21 protein-coding genes and 1 other RNA gene are annotated in these 20,985 nt (G+C 67.4%); 12 read left to right on the top strand and 10 right to left on the bottom strand.

The annotated features are described in order from the left end of the window. Positions 1-67 precede the first annotated feature (67 nt). Positions 68-2,698, bottom strand: coding sequence for a DNA gyrase subunit A (gyrA, locus tag FHW58_RS17480; protein WP_179674432.1), 2,631 nt, complete (start codon positions 2,696-2,698; stop codon positions 68-70). 408 nt (positions 2,699-3,106) lie between these two features. On the opposite strand from gyrA, the gene ompA reads away from it, so the two are divergent. The 5 genes from ompA (at position 3,107) to FHW58_RS17505 (ending at position 7,770) form a co-directional block, all read left to right on the top strand. Further along, positions 3,107-3,820, top strand: coding sequence for an outer membrane protein OmpA (ompA, locus tag FHW58_RS17485; RefSeq protein ID WP_179674433.1), 714 nt, complete (start codon positions 3,107-3,109; stop codon positions 3,818-3,820). A 142-nt stretch (positions 3,821-3,962) separates the two neighbouring features. Beyond that, positions 3,963-4,658, top strand: a complete 696-nt coding sequence (ubiG, locus tag FHW58_RS17490; RefSeq protein ID WP_179674434.1) for a bifunctional 2-polyprenyl-6-hydroxyphenol methylase/3-demethylubiquinol 3-O-methyltransferase UbiG — start codon at positions 3,963-3,965, stop codon at positions 4,656-4,658. 2 nt (positions 4,659-4,660) lie between these two features. Continuing rightward, positions 4,661-5,350, top strand: a complete 690-nt coding sequence (locus tag FHW58_RS17495) for an HAD family hydrolase (RefSeq protein ID WP_179674636.1) — start codon at positions 4,661-4,663, stop codon at positions 5,348-5,350. Between the two features lie 229 nt (positions 5,351-5,579). Beyond that, the gene (locus tag FHW58_RS17500; RefSeq protein WP_229265386.1) at positions 5,580-6,569 is read left to right on the top strand and encodes a hypothetical protein; all 990 of its coding nucleotides are present in this window, start codon (positions 5,580-5,582) and stop codon (positions 6,567-6,569) included. A gap of 106 nt (positions 6,570-6,675) precedes the next feature. After that, positions 6,676-7,770 carry a hypothetical protein gene (locus tag FHW58_RS17505; RefSeq protein WP_179674435.1) on the top strand — a complete coding sequence of 365 codons (1,095 nt, stop codon included), beginning with the start codon at positions 6,676-6,678 and terminating at the stop codon, positions 7,768-7,770. A 20-nt stretch (positions 7,771-7,790) separates the two neighbouring features. Here FHW58_RS17505 and FHW58_RS17510 read toward each other — a convergent pair whose 3' ends face one another. Next, a complete protein-coding gene (locus FHW58_RS17510) occupies positions 7,791-9,299 on the bottom strand; it encodes a carboxylesterase/lipase family protein (RefSeq protein ID WP_179674436.1) in 1,509 nt (502 codons plus the stop codon). A 154-nt stretch (positions 9,300-9,453) separates the two neighbouring features. Between FHW58_RS17510 and FHW58_RS17515 the strand changes: the two genes are divergently transcribed. After that, positions 9,454-10,368 (top strand): RNA polymerase sigma-70 factor, encoded by a 915-nt coding sequence (locus FHW58_RS17515; RefSeq protein ID WP_179674437.1) that lies wholly within the window; start codon positions 9,454-9,456, stop codon positions 10,366-10,368. 50 nt (positions 10,369-10,418) lie between these two features. Further along, entirely contained in the window at positions 10,419-10,883 is a 465-nt protein-coding gene (locus FHW58_RS17520) for a carboxymuconolactone decarboxylase family protein (protein ID WP_179674438.1), read from the top strand. Positions 10,884-10,941: 58 nt separating this feature from the next. On the opposite strand, the gene ssrA is transcribed toward FHW58_RS17520, so the two are convergent. Both ssrA and FHW58_RS17530 read right to left on the bottom strand, forming a co-directional pair. Next, positions 10,942-11,301: a transfer-messenger RNA gene (gene ssrA / locus FHW58_RS17525) on the bottom strand. Between the two features lie 170 nt (positions 11,302-11,471). Further along, a complete protein-coding gene (locus FHW58_RS17530; protein WP_179674439.1) occupies positions 11,472-12,149 on the bottom strand; it encodes a hypothetical protein in 678 nt (225 codons plus the stop codon). A gap of 222 nt (positions 12,150-12,371) precedes the next feature. Here FHW58_RS17530 and FHW58_RS17535 point away from each other — a divergent pair, with 222 nt between their 5' ends. From FHW58_RS17535 to FHW58_RS17545, 3 genes are read left to right on the top strand one after another with little or no spacing between them, the layout of a single operon-like run. Next, on the top strand, positions 12,372-13,016 hold the full coding sequence (locus tag FHW58_RS17535; RefSeq protein ID WP_179674440.1) for a TetR/AcrR family transcriptional regulator: 645 nt from the start codon (positions 12,372-12,374) through the stop codon (positions 13,014-13,016). Positions 13,017-13,043: 27 nt separating this feature from the next. Beyond that, positions 13,044-13,343 carry an antibiotic biosynthesis monooxygenase gene (locus tag FHW58_RS17540; protein WP_179674441.1) on the top strand — a complete coding sequence of 100 codons (300 nt, stop codon included), beginning with the start codon at positions 13,044-13,046 and terminating at the stop codon, positions 13,341-13,343. A gap of 36 nt (positions 13,344-13,379) precedes the next feature. Continuing rightward, a complete protein-coding gene (locus FHW58_RS17545; RefSeq protein WP_179674442.1) occupies positions 13,380-13,682 on the top strand; it encodes a hypothetical protein in 303 nt (100 codons plus the stop codon). Positions 13,683-13,698: 16 nt separating this feature from the next. Here FHW58_RS17545 and pncB read toward each other — a convergent pair whose 3' ends face one another. From pncB to FHW58_RS17560, 3 genes are all read right to left on the bottom strand, one after another. Beyond that, positions 13,699-14,895, bottom strand: a complete 1,197-nt coding sequence (pncB, locus tag FHW58_RS17550) for a nicotinate phosphoribosyltransferase (RefSeq protein WP_179674443.1) — start codon at positions 14,893-14,895, stop codon at positions 13,699-13,701. After that, positions 14,892-15,788: a cysteine hydrolase gene (locus FHW58_RS17555; protein ID WP_179674444.1), complete on the bottom strand. Its 897-nt coding sequence runs from the start codon at positions 15,786-15,788 to the stop codon at positions 14,892-14,894. Before FHW58_RS17555 ends, pncB begins: the two co-directional genes overlap by 4 nt. A gap of 132 nt (positions 15,789-15,920) precedes the next feature. Continuing rightward, positions 15,921-16,532, bottom strand: a complete 612-nt coding sequence (locus FHW58_RS17560) for an FMN-dependent NADH-azoreductase (protein ID WP_179674445.1) — start codon at positions 16,530-16,532, stop codon at positions 15,921-15,923. Between the two features lie 100 nt (positions 16,533-16,632). Between FHW58_RS17560 and FHW58_RS17565 the strand changes: the two genes are divergently transcribed. Further along, the gene (locus tag FHW58_RS17565; RefSeq protein WP_179674446.1) at positions 16,633-17,709 is read left to right on the top strand and encodes a LysR family transcriptional regulator; all 1,077 of its coding nucleotides are present in this window, start codon (positions 16,633-16,635) and stop codon (positions 17,707-17,709) included. On the opposite strand, the gene FHW58_RS17570 is transcribed toward FHW58_RS17565, so the two are convergent. The 3 genes from FHW58_RS17570 to FHW58_RS17580 all read right to left on the bottom strand — a co-directional run bounded on the left by FHW58_RS17570 (position 17,687) and on the right by FHW58_RS17580 (position 19,464). Then, complete coding sequence (locus FHW58_RS17570) at positions 17,687-18,013, bottom strand: MerR family transcriptional regulator (protein WP_373996699.1); 327 nt, start codon at positions 18,011-18,013, stop codon at positions 17,687-17,689. The two genes, FHW58_RS17565 and FHW58_RS17570, sit on opposite strands and share 23 nt — an antisense overlap. 2 nt (positions 18,014-18,015) lie before the next feature. Next, positions 18,016-18,969, bottom strand: coding sequence for a DnaJ C-terminal domain-containing protein (locus tag FHW58_RS17575; RefSeq protein WP_179674448.1), 954 nt, complete (start codon positions 18,967-18,969; stop codon positions 18,016-18,018). Between the two features lie 168 nt (positions 18,970-19,137). Next, entirely contained in the window at positions 19,138-19,464 is a 327-nt protein-coding gene (locus FHW58_RS17580; RefSeq protein WP_179674449.1) for a beta/gamma crystallin-related protein, read from the bottom strand. 101 nt (positions 19,465-19,565) lie between these two features. Between FHW58_RS17580 and FHW58_RS17585 the strand changes: the two genes are divergently transcribed. Further along, on the top strand, positions 19,566-20,924 hold the full coding sequence (locus FHW58_RS17585) for an MATE family efflux transporter (RefSeq protein WP_179674450.1): 1,359 nt from the start codon (positions 19,566-19,568) through the stop codon (positions 20,922-20,924). Positions 20,925-20,985: the final 61 nt, after the last annotated feature.

Genomic DNA, 20,985 nt, shown 5'->3' on the forward strand with positions numbered 1-20,985 from the left:
ATAATAACGGGGCCAGTTCTATTGTCGCGCAATAGTCGTGGCCCCGCTGACTCCCGGAAAAGCGAGCTTACTCGGTCGCTGAATCCGGGCCCGGTTCCAGCTCGACTTCGTCGATGTCCGTCTCCACCACGCGCTGCAGGCCGGACAGCTTGGTGCCGTCTTCCACCGCGATCAGGGTCACGCCCTGGGTCGCGCGGCCCATCTCGCGGATCTCCGACACGCGGGTGCGGATCAGCACACCGCCGGTGGTGATCAGCATGATCTCGTCGGTCGAATCGACCAGCGTGGCTGCCACCACCTTGCCGTTACGCTCGGAGGTCTGGATGGCGATCATGCCCTTGGTGCCGCGGCCGTGACGGGTGTACTCGACGATCGGGGTCCGCTTGCCGAAGCCGTTCTCGGTGGCGGTCAGCACCGACTGCTGCTCGTTCTCGGCCACCAGCAGCGCGATCACGCGCTGGCCCTCGTCGAGGTTCATGCCGCGCACGCCGCGGGCGTTGCGGCCCATCGGACGCACGTCGTTCTCGTCGAAGCGCACCGCCTTGCCGGCGTCGGAGAACAGCATCACATCGTGTTCGCCATCGGTCAGCGCGGCGCCGATCAGGAAGTCGCCCTCGTCCAGGTCGACCGCGATGATGCCGGCCTTGCGCGGATTGCTGAAGTCCTTCAGCGGCGTCTTCTTCACGGTGCCCAGGCTGGTCGACATGAACACGTAGTGGTCTTCAGGGAAGGTGCGGTTCTCGCCCGACAGCGGCAGGATCACCGTGATCTTCTCATTGTCCGCCAGCGGGAACATGTTGACGATCGGCTTGCCGCGCGAGTTGCGCGAGCCTTGCGGCACTTCCCACACCTTCAGCCAGTACATGCGGCCGCGGTTGGAGAAGCACAGGATGTAGTCGTGCGTATTGGCGATGAACAGCTGGTCGATCCAGTCCTCGTCCTTGGTGGCCATGGCCTGCTTGCCGCGGCCGCCGCGCTTCTGCGCGCGGTACTCGCTGATCGGCTGCGCCTTCATGTAGCCGGTGTGCGACAGCGTGACCACCATGTCCTGCGGCGTGATCAGGTCCTCGGTGTTGAGGTCGGAGGCGTTGTGCTCGATGTTGGAACGGCGCGGATCCTTGTTCGGATCGCCGAACTCGGTCACCACCGAGGTCAGCTCGTCGGTGATGATGGTGGTCACGCGGGCCGGCTTGGCGAGGATGTCCAGCAGGTCGGCGATTTCCGCCATCACGTCCTTGTACTCGTTGACGATCTTGTCCTGTTCCAGGCCGGTCAGGCGCTGCAGGCGCATCTGCAGGATCTCCTGCGCCTGGTCGTCGGACAGCTTGTACAGGCCATCCTTCTGCATGCCGTAGTGCTTCGGCAGGTGCTCGGGACGGAAGGCATCCACGCTGTTCGGGTGCTCGCCCTCGCCCGTGCGCGCCAGCATCTCGCGCACCAGCGACGAGTCCCACGATTTTTCCATCAGCGCGGCCTTGGCCACCGGCGGCGTTGGCGCCGCCTTGATGATGGCGATGAACTCGTCGATGTTGGCCAGCGCCACCGCCAGGCCTTCCAGCACGTGGCCGCGCTCGCGCGCCTTGCGCAGCTCGAACACGGTGCGGCGCGTCACCACTTCGCGGCGGTGCGACAGGAAGCACTGCAGCATCTCCTTCAGGTTCAGCAGCTTGGGCTGGCCGTCCACCAGCGCCACCATGTTCATGCCGAAGGTGTCTTGCAGCTGGGTTTGCTTGTAGAGGTTGTTCAGCACCACTTCCGGCACTTCGCCGCGCTTCAGCTCGATGACCACGCGCATGCCCGACTTGTCGGACTCGTCGCGGATGTCGGAAATGCCTTCCAGCTTCTTGTCGCGCACGTTCTCGGCGATGCGCTCCAGCAGCGACTTCTTGTTGACCTGGTACGGCAGCTCGTCGACGATGATGGCGGTGCGGCCGCCGTCCTTGCCGTATTCCTCGTAGTGGGTCTTGGCGCGCATCACCACGCGGCCGCGGCCGGTGCGGTAGCCGTCGCGCACGCCCGAGACGCCATAGATGGTGCCGCCGGTCGGGAAGTCCGGCGCCGGGATCAGTTCGATCAGCTCGTCGATCGAGCAGTCCGGGTTCTGCAGCACGTGCAGCGCGCCGGCAATCACCTCGTGCAGGTTGTGCGGCGGAATGTTGGTGGCCATGCCCACCGCGATGCCGGACGAGCCGTTGATCAGCAGGTTGGGAATGCGGGTCGGCAGCACGGTCGGCTCTTTTTCCTTGCCGTCGTAGTTCGGCTGGAAGTCGACCGTGTCCTTGTCGATGTCGGCCAGCAGTTCGCTGGAAATCTTGTCCAGGCGGCACTCGGTGTAACGCATCGCTGCCGCGCCGTCGCCGTCGACCGAGCCAAAGTTGCCCTGGCCATCGACCAGCATGTAGCGCAGCGAGAAGTCCTGCGCCATGCGCACCAGCGTGTCGTAAATCGAGGCGTCGCCGTGCGGGTGGTACTTACCCATGGTGTCGCCGACCACGCGGGCGCACTTGACGTAAGCGCGGTTCCACACGTAATTCGATTCGTGCATCGAGTACAGGACGCGGCGGTGCACCGGCTTCAGGCCGTCACGCACGTCCGGCAAGGCGCGGCCGACGATCACGCTCATGGCGTAATCGAGGTAGCTCTTGCGCATCTCTTCTTCGAGGGAAATCGGGATTGTTTCTTTTGCGAATTGATCCATTGGCGGGTCGTCGTTTACTCTGGTTTATTAAGCCTCTCCCAAGAGACAGGCAAGCGTTCGATTTTAGCATGGGCGCACGGCAACCAGCGCATTTTGCCGCCGGGCCTGCCGCCATGCGGTGTGGCGCACGGTTGGCACGCGTAACAAGTTGTAATATTCATGACACATTACTCAATTATTATCGACAATCACGTTGCAACAAAACAACATTTTGGTTGAACGCGAAAGAGCGCCATGTTGGCGCGTTTTTATCGCCATTGGCCGCTTGTGGCAAAATGGACGAGAAGTCAATTGCTTGATTCGCAAGCGGGAAATCAGCGTGACGCCCCTGCGTGGTAGAATTCGCCCCACGCAAAGGACTACGTCGCGCAGTTTTCTGCGGATATCACCCCCGAAAGGAAAAAAAATATGAAAAAACTGATTTCGATGCTGGCTATTTCGGCTGCATTCGCCGGCTCGGCTATCGCGCAGACCGCGCCGACCGCCCCACCATACGCGCCGGTCACCCAGGACATCAAGGCCCCGACCCCGAAGAGCGCCTACGTGCAGGATGCCCGCGGCATCATCGCCCGCGACCCGTTCGGCCTGTGCTGGCGCACCGGCTACTGGACCCCGGCTGACGCCGTGCCAGGCTGCGACCTGCCGCTGTGCGTCGAGCCAGAGAAGCTGGAAAACGGCAAGTGCGTGGCGCCGCCGCCACCAGCCGCGCCAGCCCCGGCCCCAGCACCAGCGCCGATGCCAGCCCCGGCGCCGGCCCCTGTGCCAACCGCGCAAAAAGTCAGCTTCGCCGCCGACGCCTTCTTCGACTTCGACAAGGCCGTGCTGAAGCCGGAAGGCAAAGCCAAGCTGGACGACCTGACCTCGAAGCTGGGTTCGATCAACCTGGAAGTGATCATCGCCGTCGGCCACACCGACTCGATCGGCACCGACGAGTACAACCAGAAGCTGTCGGTACGCCGCGCTGAAGCCGTCAAGGCCTACATCGTGTCGAAAGGCGTGGAAGCCAACCGCGTGTACACCGAAGGCAAGGGCAAGAAACAGCCTGTGGCCGACAACAAGACCGCCGAAGGCCGCGCGAAAAACCGTCGCGTGGAAATCGAAGTGGTGGGCACCAGCAAGTAATTGCTGACGCCGTCAAAAAAGCCTCGCTGACGCGGGGCTTTTTTTTACCCCAAAGCAGAAAGGGGTCTGACCCCGTACGGGGTCAGACCCCGGCGGTGCGAAGTGCGGGGTAAAATAGCGCATTCCCTCTGCCCAAAAAAACATGAACGCCGACCCATTAGAACTGCAAAAATTCGCCGAACTCGCCCACCGCTGGTGGGACCCGACCTCGGAATTCCGCCCGCTGCACGAGATTAACCCGCTGCGCCTGGAATGGATCAACGCGCGCGCGCCGCTGGCCGGCAAGAACGTCATCGACATCGGCTGCGGCGGCGGCATCCTGGCCGAGTCGATGGCGCGCAAGGGCGCCACCGTCACCGGCATCGACCTCGGCGAAAAAGCGCTGAAGGTGGCCGACCTGCACTCGCTGGAGTCCGGCGTGGCGGTGCGCTACAAGCTGATCGCCGCCGAAGACATGGCCGCGCAGGAAGCCGGCCAGTACGACGTGGTCACCTGCATGGAAATGCTGGAGCACGTGCCCGATCCGGGCGCCATCGTGCGCGCCGCCGCCGCGCTGGTCAAGCCGGGCGGCCAGGTGTTCTTTTCCACGCTGAACCGCAATCCCAAGTCCTATCTGTTTGCCGTCATCGGCGCCGAATACATCCTGCGCATGCTGCCCAAGGGCACCCACGATTACGCCAAGTTCATCACCCCGGCCGAGCTGTCGCAATACATCCGCAGCGCCGGGCTGGAGGTGGCCGGCTTCAAGGGCATGGGCTACAACCCGCTGACCAAGATCTATTCGCTCAACGACGACACCAGCGTCAACTACCTGGTGGCCGCGCGCCGCCCCCTGTGACCATGACCATCGCCGCCGCTCCGCGCGCCATCCTGTTCGACCTGGACGGCACCCTGGCTGACACCGCGCCCGACCTGGCCGCCGCCGTCAACCTGCTGCGCAGCCGGCGCGGCCTGGCGCCCACCGCCTACGACCTCCTGCGCCCGACCGCTTCGGCCGGCGCGCGCGGCATGATCGGCGCGTCCTTCGGCCTGACGCCGGACGACGACGGCTACCTGGCGCTGCGCGACGAGTTCTTCAGCAACTACGAGGCCGCCATGGCGGTGCACAGCCGCCTGTTCGACGGCGTGCCGGCGCTGCTGGCCGGCATCGAGGCGGCCGGCCTGCGCTGGGGCGTGGTGACCAACAAGTCGCGGCGCTTCACCGACCCGCTGCTGCCGCAGATCGGCCTCGGCCACGCGGCCTGCGCGATTTCCGGCGACACCACGGCCCATCCCAAGCCGCACCCGGCGCCGCTGCTGGAGGCGGCGCGCCGCCTGCAACTGGCGCCGGAACAGTGCTGGTACGCCGGCGACGACCTGCGCGACATCCAGGCCGGCCAGGCGGCCGGCATGCTGACCATCGCCTGCGGCTGGGGCTACGGCGGCGCCACCGAGCCGGCCAACTGGGGCGCCGATTACCTGTGCCAGCAGCCGGCCGAGCTGCTGGCGCTGCTGGAGGCGGCGCTGGCCGGCCGCGCACTGGCGGCCTGAGGTGTTGGTTTGGCGCCGCCCTGGCTGCGGCGCACAAGCGATTTTTGTTGCCCTGTGGATATATTCAGCGTAGTCTCCCGCATGACTGCGTAGCATTACTTATTTCCTAAAAGCCAAGTCCCCGCCGATGGGAAAAGTGAGCCGGTCACCGACACTCAACTTTCCGATCAGGTGCATGATGAATTTTCCCGAGCCGGCTGCCCCGTCCCCGCAGCCCTACGCTGGTTCATTGAGCGACTCGTTTGCCACGCTGCCGCAGCGCACCGCCGCGCCGCAGAGCTGGATGGTGCGCGTGGCCGACGCCAAATTCCACTGGTACGACCTGATCGCCGGCGTCGCCGACAAGCCGGACATCCGCGACCCGATCGGCCGCTACATGCGGCGCATGCAGTTCGAACTGGAGGCCACCGCCGAGCGGCGCCACCTGTTCCTGGCCGTGACCCGGCCGCGGGTCCGCTTCGACATCACCGGCGTGGTGCAGTGGGGCTTTTTCTCGCTCAAGCTGACGCTGCCGTTGCTGCTGGGCGCCGACGAGCGCAAGGACGCCATCACGGTCGAACTCAAGGCGCCGTTCGCGGCCACCATGAAGAAGCCGACCGTGACGCTGACCGACACCTTCCTCAGCCTGCACTGGGGCGGCACGGTCGAGGTGTTCTCGGTGCACGACCTGCTGCAGACCTACGGCCACACGCTGAAGCTGCCCAGCAAGGTGTGCTACGTCGGCCAGACGCGCGACCCCGAGGGCCGGCTCGGCAAGGGCCGGCTGGGCGCGCTGCACAAGCTGCGCGCCCAGTTCGGCATGGACTACGACACGCTGATCCTGGTGCTGGGCATGGAGGTGACCGTCAACTGCGCCGAGGGCGACGCGGCGGCGCTGCCGCACAACCTGCAGCCGCCGCCGGCCGACATCCTGCAGGCCGAGCGCATGGACGTCATCGAGGCGGCGCTGATCCGCTATTTCGAGGGCAGCGCGCCGCGCCTGCGCCCGCTGGACGAGCGCCGCGCGCGCGGCGAGCGGCTCACGGCGGTGCAGGCCGCCAACCACCTGGCGCAATACACGATCGATCTGGAACTGGCCGACACCGGCTTCTATACTGACTTGTGTTCGGAGGTGGTGAGCGCGGCGCGGCGCCACCTGCTGAGTTGCTACATCGCCGACGGCCAGGCCCAGGTTGCGCCGCTGCCACTGCCGGCGCCGGTCAAGGGCGGCAAGGCCTGAGCGGTGTTACAGTGGGTGGGCGCCGGGCGCCGCCTGACATTTCCACATGGAAATATCCCGGCGCAGGCACTATAATCACCGGACTATGACACCACGGAGCGCGCACATGAGCCATGACGACGACGATTATCCCGATCCGTCGCCGGAAGAGCTGGGCATCGGCGCGCTGTTCGCGGAAGCGCCGGAACCCTTCCACGACCTGCTGGCGCCGCCGCCGGACGAGATGGAGGAACTGCTGCCGCTGATGCCGCAGCGTAGCGCCGCGCCGCAGACCTGGGTGGTCACCGTGGCCGACGCCAAATTCCACTGGTACGACCTGATCGCCGGCTTCCCGCCGGTGCCGGACATCCGCGACCCGGTCGGCCGCCACCTGCGCCGCATGCAGTTCGACCTGGAGGCCACCAGCGAGAAGCGGCTGATCTACTTTGCCGTCAGCCGGCCGCGCATCCGCTTCGACCCGTCGCGCAACACCAGCTGGGGCTTCTTCTCGCTGAAGCTGACCATCCCGCTGCTGGTCGGCACCGAGGAAAAGAAGGACAGCCTGACCATCGAGCTGACGGTGCCGTTCGCCGCCACGCTGAAAAAGCCGACCGTGGTGCTGACCGACCAGTTCATCACGCTCAACTGGGGCGGCCTGATCGAGGCGCTGTCGATCCACGACGTGCTGCAGCAGTACGACAACCCCTACACCCACGCCAGCGAGGTGCAGTACGTCGGCCAGACCAAGGATCCGCTGGGCCGGCTGGCGCGCGCGCGCCTGATGCCGGTGCAGCGCGTGCACCAGCATCACAGCGAACACAACGACATGCTGCTGCTGATCCAGCGCATGAACGTCGAGGTGGTGTCGGCCGACGGCGACCCGGCCGCGCTGGAGGTCAACCAGAATCCGGTGGCCACCGACCTGCTGCTGAAGGACCGCATCGACGTCATCGAGTGCGCGCTGATCCGTTACTTCGAGGGCCCGGACATGCACGGCCGCAGCGACAAGGAGGCCGACGTGCGCAAGCAGCGCGTGGCCGAGGTGGCGCGCCTCAACAACCTGGAAAGCTTCCGCATCGACCTGCGGCTGGAGGAGGCCGGCAAGTACCACGACCTCTATTCGCGCCACACCAGCGTCTCGCGCAACCACGTGATCGACTGCCGCGTGGTGGACGGCAACGTCATCGTCGAGCGCGTGCCGGTGCCGGACAAGAAGGGCTGAGGCGCGCCGACCGGCAGGCCTTAGCGCCGGCCGTCGCCGGGCGCCGCCCGGCGGAACAGGTCGAACGGCGGCAAGGCCGCGTCGCCGCCGATGCGCCGGATGGACGCGGCCGCGCCGTCATAGGCCGGCCAGCGCGGCAGGCCCGGCCCGTTGGGCGTGCCGTCGCGCGCGAAGCGCACCCAGGTGTCGGCCAGCGTGGCCGCCAGTTGGCGGTCGGTCTGGCTCCACGGGCGCCGGTCCCGCTCCAGGTTATCGAACACGTACAGGATCTCGGCGGTATGGCCGGCGCCGCAGCCGTAGCTGCACGGCCCCGGCGGGTCCGGCCGGCGCGTGAAGAAATACACGTAGGACGCCGCTCGCCCATAGCGCTGCTGCAGCCCGGCCCAGGTGGTCGCGCGCCAGCCCCACCAGTCGGTGGTGAAGCGCTCGATGGCGGCCCTGGCCTCGGCCGCCGTGGCCGCCGGATAGGCCGCCAGCAACGCGTCGGACGGCGCGTGGCCGAGCAGCTTGCCCATCAGCGCCGGCCGGTTGGCCGGGGTGAACTCGCTGGTGCCCAGGATCTCCGGCGCCAGGTCCCGGCCCTCGTCGGCATTCCATCCGGTCAGCAGCGGCACGTCGTTGTGACGCTGCTGGCGGTAGGCGTCCGGCAACGTCTCGCGCAGCAGATAGCCGTCGATCAACACATCGGGCGACCAGGCTTGCTGGTGCAACGCCGCCACCGGCATGGCGCGCAGGTCGGCCAGATGCGCCGCGCCAGCCGCGCGGGCGAACGCCACGCCGCGCGCCTCGGCGCTGGCGCGGTCCAGCGGCGGCTCCAGCAGGTTGCTGCCGCTCTCGGCGATGGCACGCTGGAACAGGCCGCGCGCCAGCGGCGACGCGATCAGGAGCGCCACCGAGCCGGCGCCGGCCGACTCGCCGGCGATGGTCACGCGGCCCGGGTCGCCACCAAAGGCGGCGATGTTGTCGCGCACCCATTGCAAGGCCGCGACCTGGTCCAGCACGCCCTGGTTGCCGGACGCGTGCCGCGGCGACTCGGCCGCCAGTTCCGGGTGGGCGAAGAAGCCGAGGATGCCGAGCCGGTAATTCACCGTCACCACCACCGCCCCGCGCCGCGCCAGGTTGACGCCGGTGTAGCGGGCCTCGGCGCCGCTGCCGCCGTAATAGCCGCCGCCATGGATCCAGACGATCACCGGCAGCTTGCCGCCGCGCTGGCCATCCGGTTCCGGCGCCCAGACGTTGAGATACAGGCAGTCTTCGCTCTTCGGCATGGTGATCCAGACGGCGGTCTGGGCACAGGCCGGGGCGAACTGGCGCGCCGCGCGCACGCCATCCCACGGCGGCACCGGCTGCGGCGCCCGCCAGCGCAGCGGACCGACCGGCGGCGCGGCGAACGGTATGCCCTTGTACACCAGCAGGCCGTCGGCGCGCTCGCCGGCCACGGCACCGCCGGTGACGTCGACCGGCGGCGGCTCGGCGGCGCGCGCCGCCAGACACCATGCGACCAGGGCGATCGCGACTGCATTCTTCATTGTTGCTCCCGGGTGTAGGCCTGCGGTGGAGGGGTATGCCAGAGTCTATGAGGGAGCGCGCGGCGCGGCAAGCGAAAAACGCGGCGCCGGCGCGGTGGGCGGCGGCTGCGGTAAGCTGTCACAGATCGCCGGGATCGCCCGTCTAAGGTACATGATGACCGATACTTCCCTGTTCGCGGCCTTGCGGCCGCGCCTGTTTGCCACCGCCTACCGCATGCTCGGCACCCGCGCCGACGCCGAGGACGTGGTGCAGGACGCCTGGCTGCGCTGGCACGGCAGCGACCAGGCCGAGGTGCGTTCGCCCGAGGCGTGGCTGGTGACCATCACCACCCGGCTGGCGATCGACCGGCTGCGTGCGCGGCTGGCCGAGCGCGAGCACTACGTCGGCTGGTGGCTGCCCGAGCCCATCGTCGAGCTGGACGAGCACACGCCGGAAAGCAGCGCCGAGCTGGCCAGCGAGGTGTCGATGGCGCTGCTGTGGGTGCTGGAGCGGCTGGCGCCGGAGGAGCGCGCGGCCTTCCTGCTGCGCCAGGTGTTCGAGCACGACTACGCCGACATCGCCGCCATGCTGGACAAGAGCGAGGCCGCGTGCCGGCAGATGGTCAGCCGGGCGCAGCAGCGCGTGCAGCAGCAACAGCCGCGCTTCGCGGTGCCGCGCACGGCGCGGGCTGCGCGGCAGGCGCTGCTGGGCCGCTTCATGGCCGCCGCCGAGGCCGGCGACCGCGCGGCCATGAAGGCGCTGCTGTCGGACGACGTGCAGCTGGTGGCCGACGGCGGCGGCAAGGTCAATTCCTATCTGCGCGTGCTGCACGGCGCCGGCCGCGTGGCCGGCGCCTTCTGGTCGCTGGAACACAAGCATCCGCGACAGGTCAGCTACCGCCTGGCGCGCGTCAACGGCGAGCCGGGGCTGCTGCGCTACGTCGACGGCGCGCTGGAGTCGGCCCAGTCCTTCCTGATCGACGGCGACCGCATCGTCGCCGTCTTTATCGTCCGCAATCCCGACAAGCTGGCCGGCGTGCCGGCGGTTGTCGACGCGGGCTGTCACAAGCCGGCCGCGCCGGCCGTCTGACAGTACAGGAGGGCGCGCGGTGCGCCCTCGCCACTGTGAAAGAGCACATCATGAGCCAGACCGCCCGTATTCCCTTCTTCCAACTCGCCCCGGCCCAGTTGCAGGCCATGATCGCGCTGTCGGCGTCGGTCAAGAAAAGTTCGCTGGGCATCCGCCTGGTGGAGCTGGTCAACCTGCGCGTGTCGCAGCTGAACGGCTGCGGCGTCTGCATCGACATGCACTGGCGCGACCTGATCCGCCAGGGCGCCGAACCGCGCCACCTGAACGCCGTGGCCGGCTGGCGCGAGGCGCCGTTCTTCAGCGCGCTGGAGCGGGCCGCGCTGAACTGGGCCGAAGCCGTCAACGCCCTGCCCCAGCGCCAGCCGACCGACGACGACTTCGCCCAGCTCAAAGAACATTTCACCGACAACGAAATCGCCGAACTAAGCTACGCCATCGCCGTGATCCGTGGCTGGAACGTCATCAACGCCAGCCTGCACAACCAGATCCCCGAGGTGCCGGCGCCGGGATTCTAACGCCGACAAACAAAAAGGCCCCGACGCTGACGCGCCGGGGCCTTTTGTTTTATCCGGATGGTGGAGCCGGCGGGAATCGAACCCGCGTCCGCAAGCACTCTACAGACAGTTCTACATACTTAGCACTATCATTTAATTTAACCTGTACAACACGGATGTGCACGTTTTGGACAGGCGATTCACCTTAGATTTAGCGCTGCTTCAAGTGACCCGTTACAGCGCGATTCCCTGTAAATGACTCCTTGGCTTTTAACGGCCCGCCCCAGGGAAGAAGCGTTTAGGAGCTAACAGCCCTTAGGCTGCCAGTGCGTACGAGTTATCGTTTGCAGTTATTGATTTCTGGGTGTATTTACGAGGTAACCAGGCCTCGGTATGCCCTGTTCTGCTTTGCAACCCACGTCGAAACCAGGTCGGCCCCACAGAACTTCTATTCTACCGCACTTTGGGCTGCCCTGCTATCCACGTCAAACGCCGGTCATATTCGGGCGGTATGATCCGCTCAGTTCTCACATGGAACGACTTATTAGCGCCCTCGCGGCGGCTACTACCGGCGCCGGCGGTCGGGAAATATACCGGCACCAACACCCCTCACAGCACCTTGATCAGCAGGCCGGCGATGCCAGCGACGCTGGTGACGATGCCGAGCAAACTGGTCAGGACCATGCCGGCCAGCCAGCGCAATTGGCGCTCCAGGCCGTCGATCCGCAGCGCCGTCTCCTTGCGCAGCTGCTCGATCTTGGCGTCCACCAACCGCATGTTGTCCCGCATTTCCTCGCGCGACAGACGGAAATTTTCGTTGGTTTCCTCCCGGAGTCGCTCGATTTTGGCGTCGGCCAGCCGGAAATTTTCGTTGGTTTCCTCGCGCAATCCCTCGATTTTGGCGTCGACCAGCCGGAAATTTTCGTTGGTCTCCTCGCGCAATCGTTCGATTTTGGCGTCGGCCAGCCGGAAGTTTTCGTTGGTTTCCTCGCGCAATCGTTCGATTTTGGCGTCGGCCAGCCGGAAGTTTTCGTTGGTTTCCTCGCGCAGTCTCTCAATTTTGGCGTGGACCAGCCTGAAATTCTCGTTGGTTTCCGCCCGCAGGCGGTCGGTTCTGGCTTCGGCCTGCTGAAACTGGACCTGCGTCTCCGCGCGCAGGGCGTCGATGCGGGCGTGGACTTCCTGGCGCAGCAGGTCCATCCGCTGCAGCGATTCGCGGTGCAGCGCGTCGATCCGGGCGTTGGTTTCCCGGAAGCCGTTGTGCATCTCGCTTGTGAGCGTATCCATGGTTTCATCCTCGCGGACACGGTGGCGGTTGTCAAGCTGAGCCGGGGAATGCATGGCGTCTCTCCGTGTTTTACCCCCAGCTTAGGCGCGGCGGGCGCGGCCCGTCTGAGGTGGCGCAAAGGTGCGGTTGTTGTTGCATTGCAGCACAGCACGTGCGGATTTGTGAAATTGCGGCAATCCCAGTTTAGAATGACATGGTCATTACTTCAGCTCGCCACTGCCATGCACGATGCCGCCGCGCCCACTGTGCCCAGCCCGAAGAAACGCGGCCGCCCGCAAAAGGGCGAAAGCGGCAGCCTGCGCGCCGAGCTGATCGAGAAATCGGCGCGGCTGTTCCGCACCAAGGGCTATGACAACACCACCGTGCGCGATATCGCCGCGGCCGCCGGCATCCAGGCCGGCAGCTGGTTCTACCATTTCAAGACCAAGCAGGAGATCCTGGCCGCCATCATGGAACAGGGCATGCAGCGCGCGCTGACCGAGGTCGAGGCGATCGCCGCCGAGCCGCTGTCGCCCAGCGCCATGCTGCACCGGCTGGTCGAGGCCCATCTGCACACGCTGCTGGCGCCGGACCACCATTTCATCCCGGTGCTGCTGTACGAGTGGCGCTCGCTGGACCCGAACTCGCGCGAGCGCATCAACGCGCTCAAGGACCGCTACGAGGCGGTGTGGGACCAGGCCATCGCCGCCCTGCACCACTCGGGCGACTGGGCCATGCCGTCGCGCTTCGACCGCCTGCTGATTTTCGGCGCGCTCAACTGGACCGTCCAGTGGTACAAGCCCGGCAGCGGTGCCGACGTGCGTGAACTGGCACACCAGGCGATGCGTTTCATCCTGCGCACGCCGGCCGCAGTTCAGGCACAATAGGGCCATCTGCCACTACCAGGATGCGCCATGATTTACGAGATCGCCGAGATCACCGTCAAGCCCGACACCCACGCTGCCTTCGAGGCGGCCGTTACCCAGGCGGTGCCGATTTTTAAAGCGGCCAGCGGCTGCCAGTCGATGCGGCTGGAGCGCGGCATCGAGTCGCCCGACACCTACCATCTGGTGATCGGCTGGGCCACGCTGGAGCACCACACGGTTGATTTCCGCAGCAGCCCCGGCTTTCAGGACTGGCGCGCGCTGGTCGGCGGCTTCTTTGCCCAGCCGCCCAAGGTCGAGCATTACTCCCCGGTCGTGACCGGCTTTTGAACCCGTCACGCATAACAGCAAGAACAGGAGGCCATCATGACCCGCACCATCCATCGCAATTTCCCGCAAATCTCGGACGCCGAGAGCGCCCGCAGCGCGCTGCTGGCCAGCGGCTTTCCGCAGGCCAGCGTGCAGCTGACCAAGCACGCGACGCTGCCGCCCAACGTGGCCACCGACACCGTCGGCAATCTGCTCGACGCGCTGACGCCGGGCGGCCCGGCCGCTGCGGCCGCCGCCCGCCACCGCGCTGGCGCCATGCTGTCGGTCGATGTCTACGATGACGACGAGCACGACAAGGCCGACACCATCATGGGCGGCTACGGCGCCACCGAGGCCTGAGGCCGGCGCCGCCCGCCTAGGCCGCCTGCGGGTGGTGGAACACCTGGCGCAGATAGGCCAGGAAGGTTTCGTCCTTGCACAAGGTCTTGCCCGGCGAGTCGGACAGCTTGGCCACCGACTGGCCGTTGCAGCACACCAGCTTCATGACGATGTTGAGCGGCGCCAGGCCGACGTCGTTGGTCAGGTGGGTGCCGATGCCGAAGCCGGTCATGATGCGGTCGGCGAAGTGGCGGTACAGCGCGATCGCGCTGTCCAGGTTGAGCCCGTCCGAGAACACCAGCCGCTTGGTGCGCGCGTCGATGCGCAGCGCGGCATAGTGGGCGATGGCTTTCTCGCCCCACACCACCGGGTCGCCGGAGTCGTGGCGCAGGCCGTCGAACAGCTTGGCGAAATACAGGTCGAAGTCGTCGAGAAAGGCGTCCATGCCGACCACGTCGGTCAGCGCGATGCCAAGGTCGCCCCGGTATTCCTGCACCCAGGCCTCCAGCGAGGCTTTCTGGAAGTCGCGCAGGCGCACGCCAAAGGCCTGGAACGATTGCATGTATTCGTGTGCCATGGTGCCGATCGGGATCAGGCCGAACTTCATCGCCTGGTAGACGTTGGAGGTGCCCTTGAAGTATTCCGGCACCTCGCGCGCCAGCCGCTGCACCACCTCGTCGTGCCAGGCGCCGGAGAAGCGGCGCCGGGTGCCGAAGTCGGACAGCTCGAACGGAAAGTGGCGCGCCGGCTCGGCGCCGAAAGCCTTCAACCGGGCGATCTTGGCGCTCAGGCGCTTGCGGCCCTCGTCCAGCGCGGCGGCCTGATCGAAGCGGCGGAAGTACAGCTCGTTGACGATGTACAGCACGTAGATTTCAAAGCCCATCACGTGCACCTGCGGGCCGGCGGCGTGGATGGTCAGCGTGTCGCCAACCGCGCGCACCTCGATGAACTTGCGCTGGAAGCGGAACACCGTCAGGAAGTCGACGAAGTCGCTCTTCATGTAGCGCAGCGAGCGCAGATAGGTCAGCTCCTCGTCGCTGAAGCTCATCGAGCACAGGTGGTCGAGCTCGCGCTCGACCTCGCCCAGCAGCTCGGTCAGCGGGAAGGCCGGCGTGTTGCGGCAGACGAATTCGTATTCGGTGTGCGCGTTCGGGTGGCCGTGCAGCAGCGCCTGCCACATGGTGAATTTGTACAGGTCGGTTTCGAGCAGGCTGCGGACGACCGGGGCGTTCATGCGCGCTCCGCCTCGTGCCCGGCGTTGGCCAGCAGTTCCGGCAGCACGTCGGCCGCCGTCGCCAGCTGCACGCCGCGCGCGGCCATCGCCTGCAGGAAGGCCTGGTACTGGGGCGCGAAGCCGGTCACCGGGCTGATGCAGTCGGTCAGCAGCACCAGCTTGCTCAGCGAGGCGGGCCCGTATTCGGCCGCGAAGTAGTCGGCGATGTGCTCGACCGTGGCCTTGACGCAGTGGCTGCCGGCCTCGCCGGCCACGTAGATGCGGTCGGCCTCGGCCAGGGTGCGCACGAACTTGACGTTGAACTGGGTGTCGGGGTCGTCGGCGTCCGGCACCTCGGCCTGCACCGCCGAGTAGTGCTCGGTCCACGGATTCGAGCCCTTGGCCAGCTTGGCAACGATGCCCAGCGCCGCCTCTTCCCAGTGGCCATAGGCGGCGCGCACGTCGGCGTGGACGTTGTGGCCCCAGCTGCCGATCTCGCAGTGCACCGGCCACACCATCAGCTGGTAGCGGCCGGCCGCCTCCAGGCGGTCGAGGTAGTTCAGCGTGATGGCCAGCCCGGCCGGGTGGCGCGGCAGGTAGCGCCGCGCGCGCACGTCGGCCGCGCTGATTTCGGTGAACGGCGCCACCGGCGCGCCGTCGGCGGCGATCCAGTAGGTCGGGTGGGCGATGTCGAAGCGGTGGTGCGAGTCGAGCGTGACGCTGAGCGCGCTCAGGCCGGCGCGGCCGCGGTTGATCAGGCCGGCCACGCGCAGCATGTCCTGGTGGGCGCCCGGCACCGGCAGCGCCGGCGCCAGCGGCTGGCGCGTGACCGGGTCGGTCGGCAGGTAGCCGGCGGGCAGGTCGCAGAAATCGTTTTGCGGGTCGATCAGCAGCAGGTGCAGGTTGCGTTTCATGTCAGGCTCCAGGGCAATAGATCTGCATGATACAACAAGCCCCCACGGCCGGAGGGCGGTGGGGGCTGGGGCGCGTGTCGGTCGCTTCAGCATGGGTCCCGGCCTGCGCCGGGACGGCGGCCGCTTAGCGGCTTAGGCGGCGATGGCGTCGATCTGGGCGCGGGCCTTGGCCTGGGCCTGGGCCACGGCTGCTTCACCCATCGACACGCCTTCGGCCACCACGAAGCTGACGTCGGTCATGCCGAGGAAGCCCAGCGCGGCGCGCAGGTAGGTGGTGACGTGGTCGTAAGCGGCCGCCGGGCCCTGGCTGTAGACGCCGCCGCTGGCGACGACGACGATGACTTTCTTGCCGGTCACCAGGCCCTGCGGACCGTTGGCGCCGTACTGGAAGGTGCGGCCGACGCGGGCAATGTGGTCGATCCAGGCCTTCAGGCCGGAGGTGATTGAGAAGTTGTACATCGGCGCGCCGATGACGATGGTGTCGGCGGCCAGCAGCTCGTCGACCAGCGCGTCCGAGGTGGTGATGGCGTGCGCCTGCTCGGCGTTGCGCTGCTCGGCCGGGGTGAAGTAGGCGCCGATCAGCTGTTCGGTCAGGTGCGGCAGCGGATGGCTGACGATGTCGCGGGTGACGACCTTGGCGCCCGGGGTGGCGGCCTGCAGCTTGGCGATGACTTCGGCGCCCAGCTGGCGGGTCAGCGAACCGGCGCTGCGCACGCTGCTGTCGATGTGGAGGATGGTGGTCATGGTGCGGCTCCTTTCGGTGAGGGAATGGGCGCATCATAAAACGATTATAATATCGATGAAATGTGGTTTATTTCTATAATCTTTATCGAAAAAATCGATTATGCGTGATCCCGGCCTGCCCTCCCTCGACCAACTGCGCGTGTTTATCGCCGTCATCGACCACGGCGGCTTTGCCAACGCCGCGCGCGCCCTGCACCGCACCCAGTCGGTCATCAGTTATACCATCGCCAACCTGGAGGAGCAGCTGAACGTGGCGCTGCTCGACCGCGGCAAGCGCAAGCCGACCCTGACCGAGGCCGGCAAGGCGCTGCTGGCCGACGCCCGCGCGGTGTCGCTCAAGGTGGACGGCATGCGCGCCCGCGCCAAGGCGCTGTCGGCCGGGCTGGAGGCCGAGGTGTCGCTGGTGGTCGACGTCATGTTTTCCACCTGTAAGCTGGTGCGCATCCTGCACGCCTTCCAGAAGGAGTTTCCGACCGTGTCGATGCGCCTGCGCACCGAGGCGCTGGGCGCGGTGACCCAGCTGGTGGCCGACGGCACCTGCCGCATCGGCATCAGCGGCTGGATGCCGGGCACGCCGGACGTGATCGAGCGCCAGGCCTGCGGCTTCGTCACCATGGTGCCGGTGGTGGCGCCCGACCATCCGCTGGCGCAGATCGACGGCATCGTGCCGACCGCCGTGCTGCGCGAACACACCCAGCTGGTGCTGACCGACCGCAGCACCTTGACCGCCGGCCAGGACTTCGGCGTGCTGGCGCTGCGCGACTGGCGCCTGGGCGACCTCAGCTCCAAGCACGCGCTGCTGCGCAACGGCATCGGCTGGGGCAATATGCCGCTGGAGTTCGTGCAGTGGGACCTCGACGCCGGCCGCCTGGTGCAGCTGCAGATCGCCGAGGGCAGCTCGTTCAGCTTCCCGCTGTACGTGATCCGCCGCGGCGACGAGGAGCCGGGGCCGGCCACGCGCTGGCTGATCCAGCAGTTCCTCGACCTCGACCAGCCGGGCATGCCGGTGCCGCTGAACGCGCGCGAGGCCGACGAGCTGGCGGCGGCCGCGGCCCACGCGGCGCAGGTGCCGCCGCATGGCTACCACGCGCTGACCGACCGCCTGCCGCGGCCGCCGGCGGCCGAGCCGCCGGCCGGCATCGCGGTGGCCGCGCCTATTTCACTCCGGCCGCGCTGAGCTTGCCGCGCAGGCGGCGGATCTCCTCCGACAGGTCGACCACCAGCGCGGCGACGTCGTCGTTGGCGTCGAACGCGCGCTCGATCTGGCACAGCCGGCGCGCCCGCACCAGGTCGGCGCTGCTGAAGCGCCAGCCGGCGCTGTCGGCGGCGCCGGCGGCGGCCTCCGGGTCCAGGTCCAGCAAAATGCCGGTGCGCACCCGCGCCACCACCCAGTCGGGCTCGACGGCGCAGGCGCGCGCCAGCTCGGCCAGCGTCAGCGCGGCCTCGTCTTCGATCAGTACGGCGGTTACCGTGGCTTCCATGCTCATCCTCCCGCGCGCGGGTTGAAGGCCAGCTCGCGCGCCATTGTTTGGTACAGTTCGCGCGCCTTGTCGCTGCTGGCCGGCGGCAGCACCACCTCCAGCAGCAGGTACAGGTCGCCCGCTTCCTTGCCCGGAATGCCGCGCCCGCGCAGGCGCAGCTTGCGCCCGCTCTGCGAGCCGGCCGGCACCGTGACGTTGACCTTGCCCGACGGCGTGGCCACCTCGATCTCGCCGCCCAGCGCCAGCTCCCACGGCGCCACCGGCACCGTCTGGTAGACATCGCGGCCGTCGACGCGGTAGCGCGCGTGCGGGCGGAACTGGATTTCCAGATACAGGTCGCCCGGCCCGGCGGCGCCCGGCTCGCCCTGGCCGGCCAGACGCAGCTGCTGGCCGGCGGTCACGCCCTTGGGAATGTTGACGCTGAGGTTGCGCTCGCGGGTGACGATGCGGTCCTCGGCGTCGCGCTCGGCCACCATCAGGCCGATGGTGCGGGTGGCGCCGTGGTAGCTGTCGGCCAGGTCGATGGTGATGCTGGCGTGGCTGTCGGCGCCGCGCTGCGGCGCCTGCTGGCGCCGGCGGCCGCCGCCGAAGTTGGCGAACAGGTCCGAGAAGAAGTCGCTGTCGGCGCCGCTGAAGCCGCCGCCGCCATAGCCCCCGGCGCCGCCACCCGCGCCCGCGCCGCCGCCGAAGCCACGGCCCCAGTCCGGTGGCGGACGGAATTCCTGGCCGGCACGGTACTGGTGGCCGCGCCCCAACTCGTCGTAGGCGGCGCGCTTCTCGGCGTCGCCCAGCACGCCGTAGGCCTCGTTGATTTCCTGGGTTTTCTGCTGGGCGTCGGCTTCCTTGCTGACGTCCGGGTGGTATTTGCGGACCAGCTTGCGATACGCCTTCTTGATCTCGTCCTCGCCGGCGGTCTTGGCCACGCCCAGGGTCTGGTAGTAATCCTTGTATTCCACGCTGCGCACTCCGGTAATTGCCTTACTGGAGTGTACCCGGAAATGCGCCGCCGCCGCGCCTTCCTAAATGGCCTGGCCGTCATGCCGGCGCAAGCCGGACTCCATCCACAGCCCGCGCTACTGCCATGCCAGCGTTCCAGGGGGTCCGGCCTGCGCCGGAACGACGGTTTATTTGGCGGGGCGGGCGCGCTTCGGGTCGACTTCGCGCACCGACGAGATCATGTTGACGAAACCTTTCAGCTCCGGGTATTCGCCTTCCGCCAACACCAGGCATTTCCCTTTGTAGTGCTTTTCCGCGCACACTTCCCACGTGCCTTTTTGCACCACCACGCTGGCGGTCTTGTCGTTGAAGCCCTGCAGGTCGAGGTCGGGCACGGCCTCGTGCAGCGTGATCGCCGGCCCGCCCAGGTGGGCGCGCGTGTACAGCGTGATGTCGCCGGCGTGGACGGCGGTGCAGGCGGCGCCGAGGACGGCGGCGGCAATCAGGTGGCGCATGGTGGCTCCAAAAGGGCGGAACCCGCATCATAGCGCGCAAAACTGTTGGCAACACAGTAAAATTGTGCCTTTCTGTAACGACTTTATTGGGCCCGCCGCCGATGCCGCACACGTTTACCCTGCCGAATATCCGCCGTGAAATCGCCGCCCTGTGGCACCTGGCCTGGCCGGTGCTGGTCGGCCAACTGGCCACGGTCGGCATGGGCGTGGCCGACGTCGCCATGACCGGCCACACCAGCGCCGACGAGCTGGCGGCGGTGTCGCTGGGGGCGTCGGTGTGGGCCATCATCCTGGTCACCGTCAGCGGCGTGATGATGGCGATCAACTCGATCGTCGCCCACGACGTCGGCGCCGGCGCGCTGGACCGGGTGCCGCGCGCGGTGCGCCAGTCGCTGTGGCAGGCGCTCGGCGTCGGCCTGGCGGCGATGCTGCTGGCCAACCTGTCGACCTTGGTGTTCGATCATCTGCGCCTGGCGCCCCACGTGCAACGCCAGGCGGCGCTGTTCGTGCACGTGATCAGCATCGGCCTGCCGCCGCTGGCCGCCTACCGCGCGCTGTACGGCTACAGCACCAGCATCAACCAGACCAAGCCGGTGATGGTGATCGCCATCCTCGGCCTGCTGTTCAACGTGGCGGTCAACTGGCTGCTGGTGTTCGGCCACTGGGGGCTGCCGGCGCTGGGCGGGGTCGGCTGCGCGGTGTCGACCGGGCTGTGCATGTGGCTGATGCTGGCGGCGATGCTGCTGTGGATCTGGCGCGCGCCGGCCTACCGCGCCACCTTCCCGTTCAGCCACTGGGAAGGCCCGCGCTGGACCGAGATCGGCCCGATGCTGCGCCTCGGCCTGCCGATCGGCGTCACCTATTTCGCCGAGGTCAGCGCGTTTGGCGCGGTCAGCCTGCTGGTGGCGCGCTACGGCGTGGTGGAGATTTCCGCGCACCAGATCGCCCTCAATTTCAGCTCGCTGACCTTCATGGTGCCGCTCAGCTTTGGCATCGCGCTGATCACCCGCGTCGGCCAGGCCATGGGCGAAGGCGATCCGGTGCGGGCGCGCTTCGTCGCCTGGGTCGGGGTCGGCATGGCGCTGGCGTTCGGCCTGCTGTCGGCGCTGCTGATGGTGGCGTGGCGCCAGCAGATCGCCGCCGCCTACACCTCGGACTTGGCGGTGCGCGCGCTGTGCGCCTACCTGCTGCTGTTTGCCGCGCTGTTCCAGCTGTCGGACGCCACCCAGGTGGCCACCTCCAGCGCCATCCGCGGCTACAAGGTGACGCGCCAGCCGATGCAGATCCAGTTGCTGGCGTTCTGGGGCGTGGCGCTGCCGCTCGGCTGCTGGCTCGGCCTCGGGCATGACATGGCGGCGGCCGGCTTCTGGATCGGCCTGGTGGTCGGCCTGACGGTGGCGGCCGTGCTGCTGAGCTGGGCGCTGCACCGGCTGGCCTTGCAGAAGGTGCGGATGGCCTGACACCGAAGGAAAAACGGTTTTCCGGCCTGCATTCCCAATCTTGCCGTCTCGCCATGGCCGT

The organism is Duganella sp. 1224 (assembly GCF_013408245.1).
Lineage (GTDB): Bacteria > Pseudomonadota > Gammaproteobacteria > Burkholderiales > Burkholderiaceae_D > Rugamonas.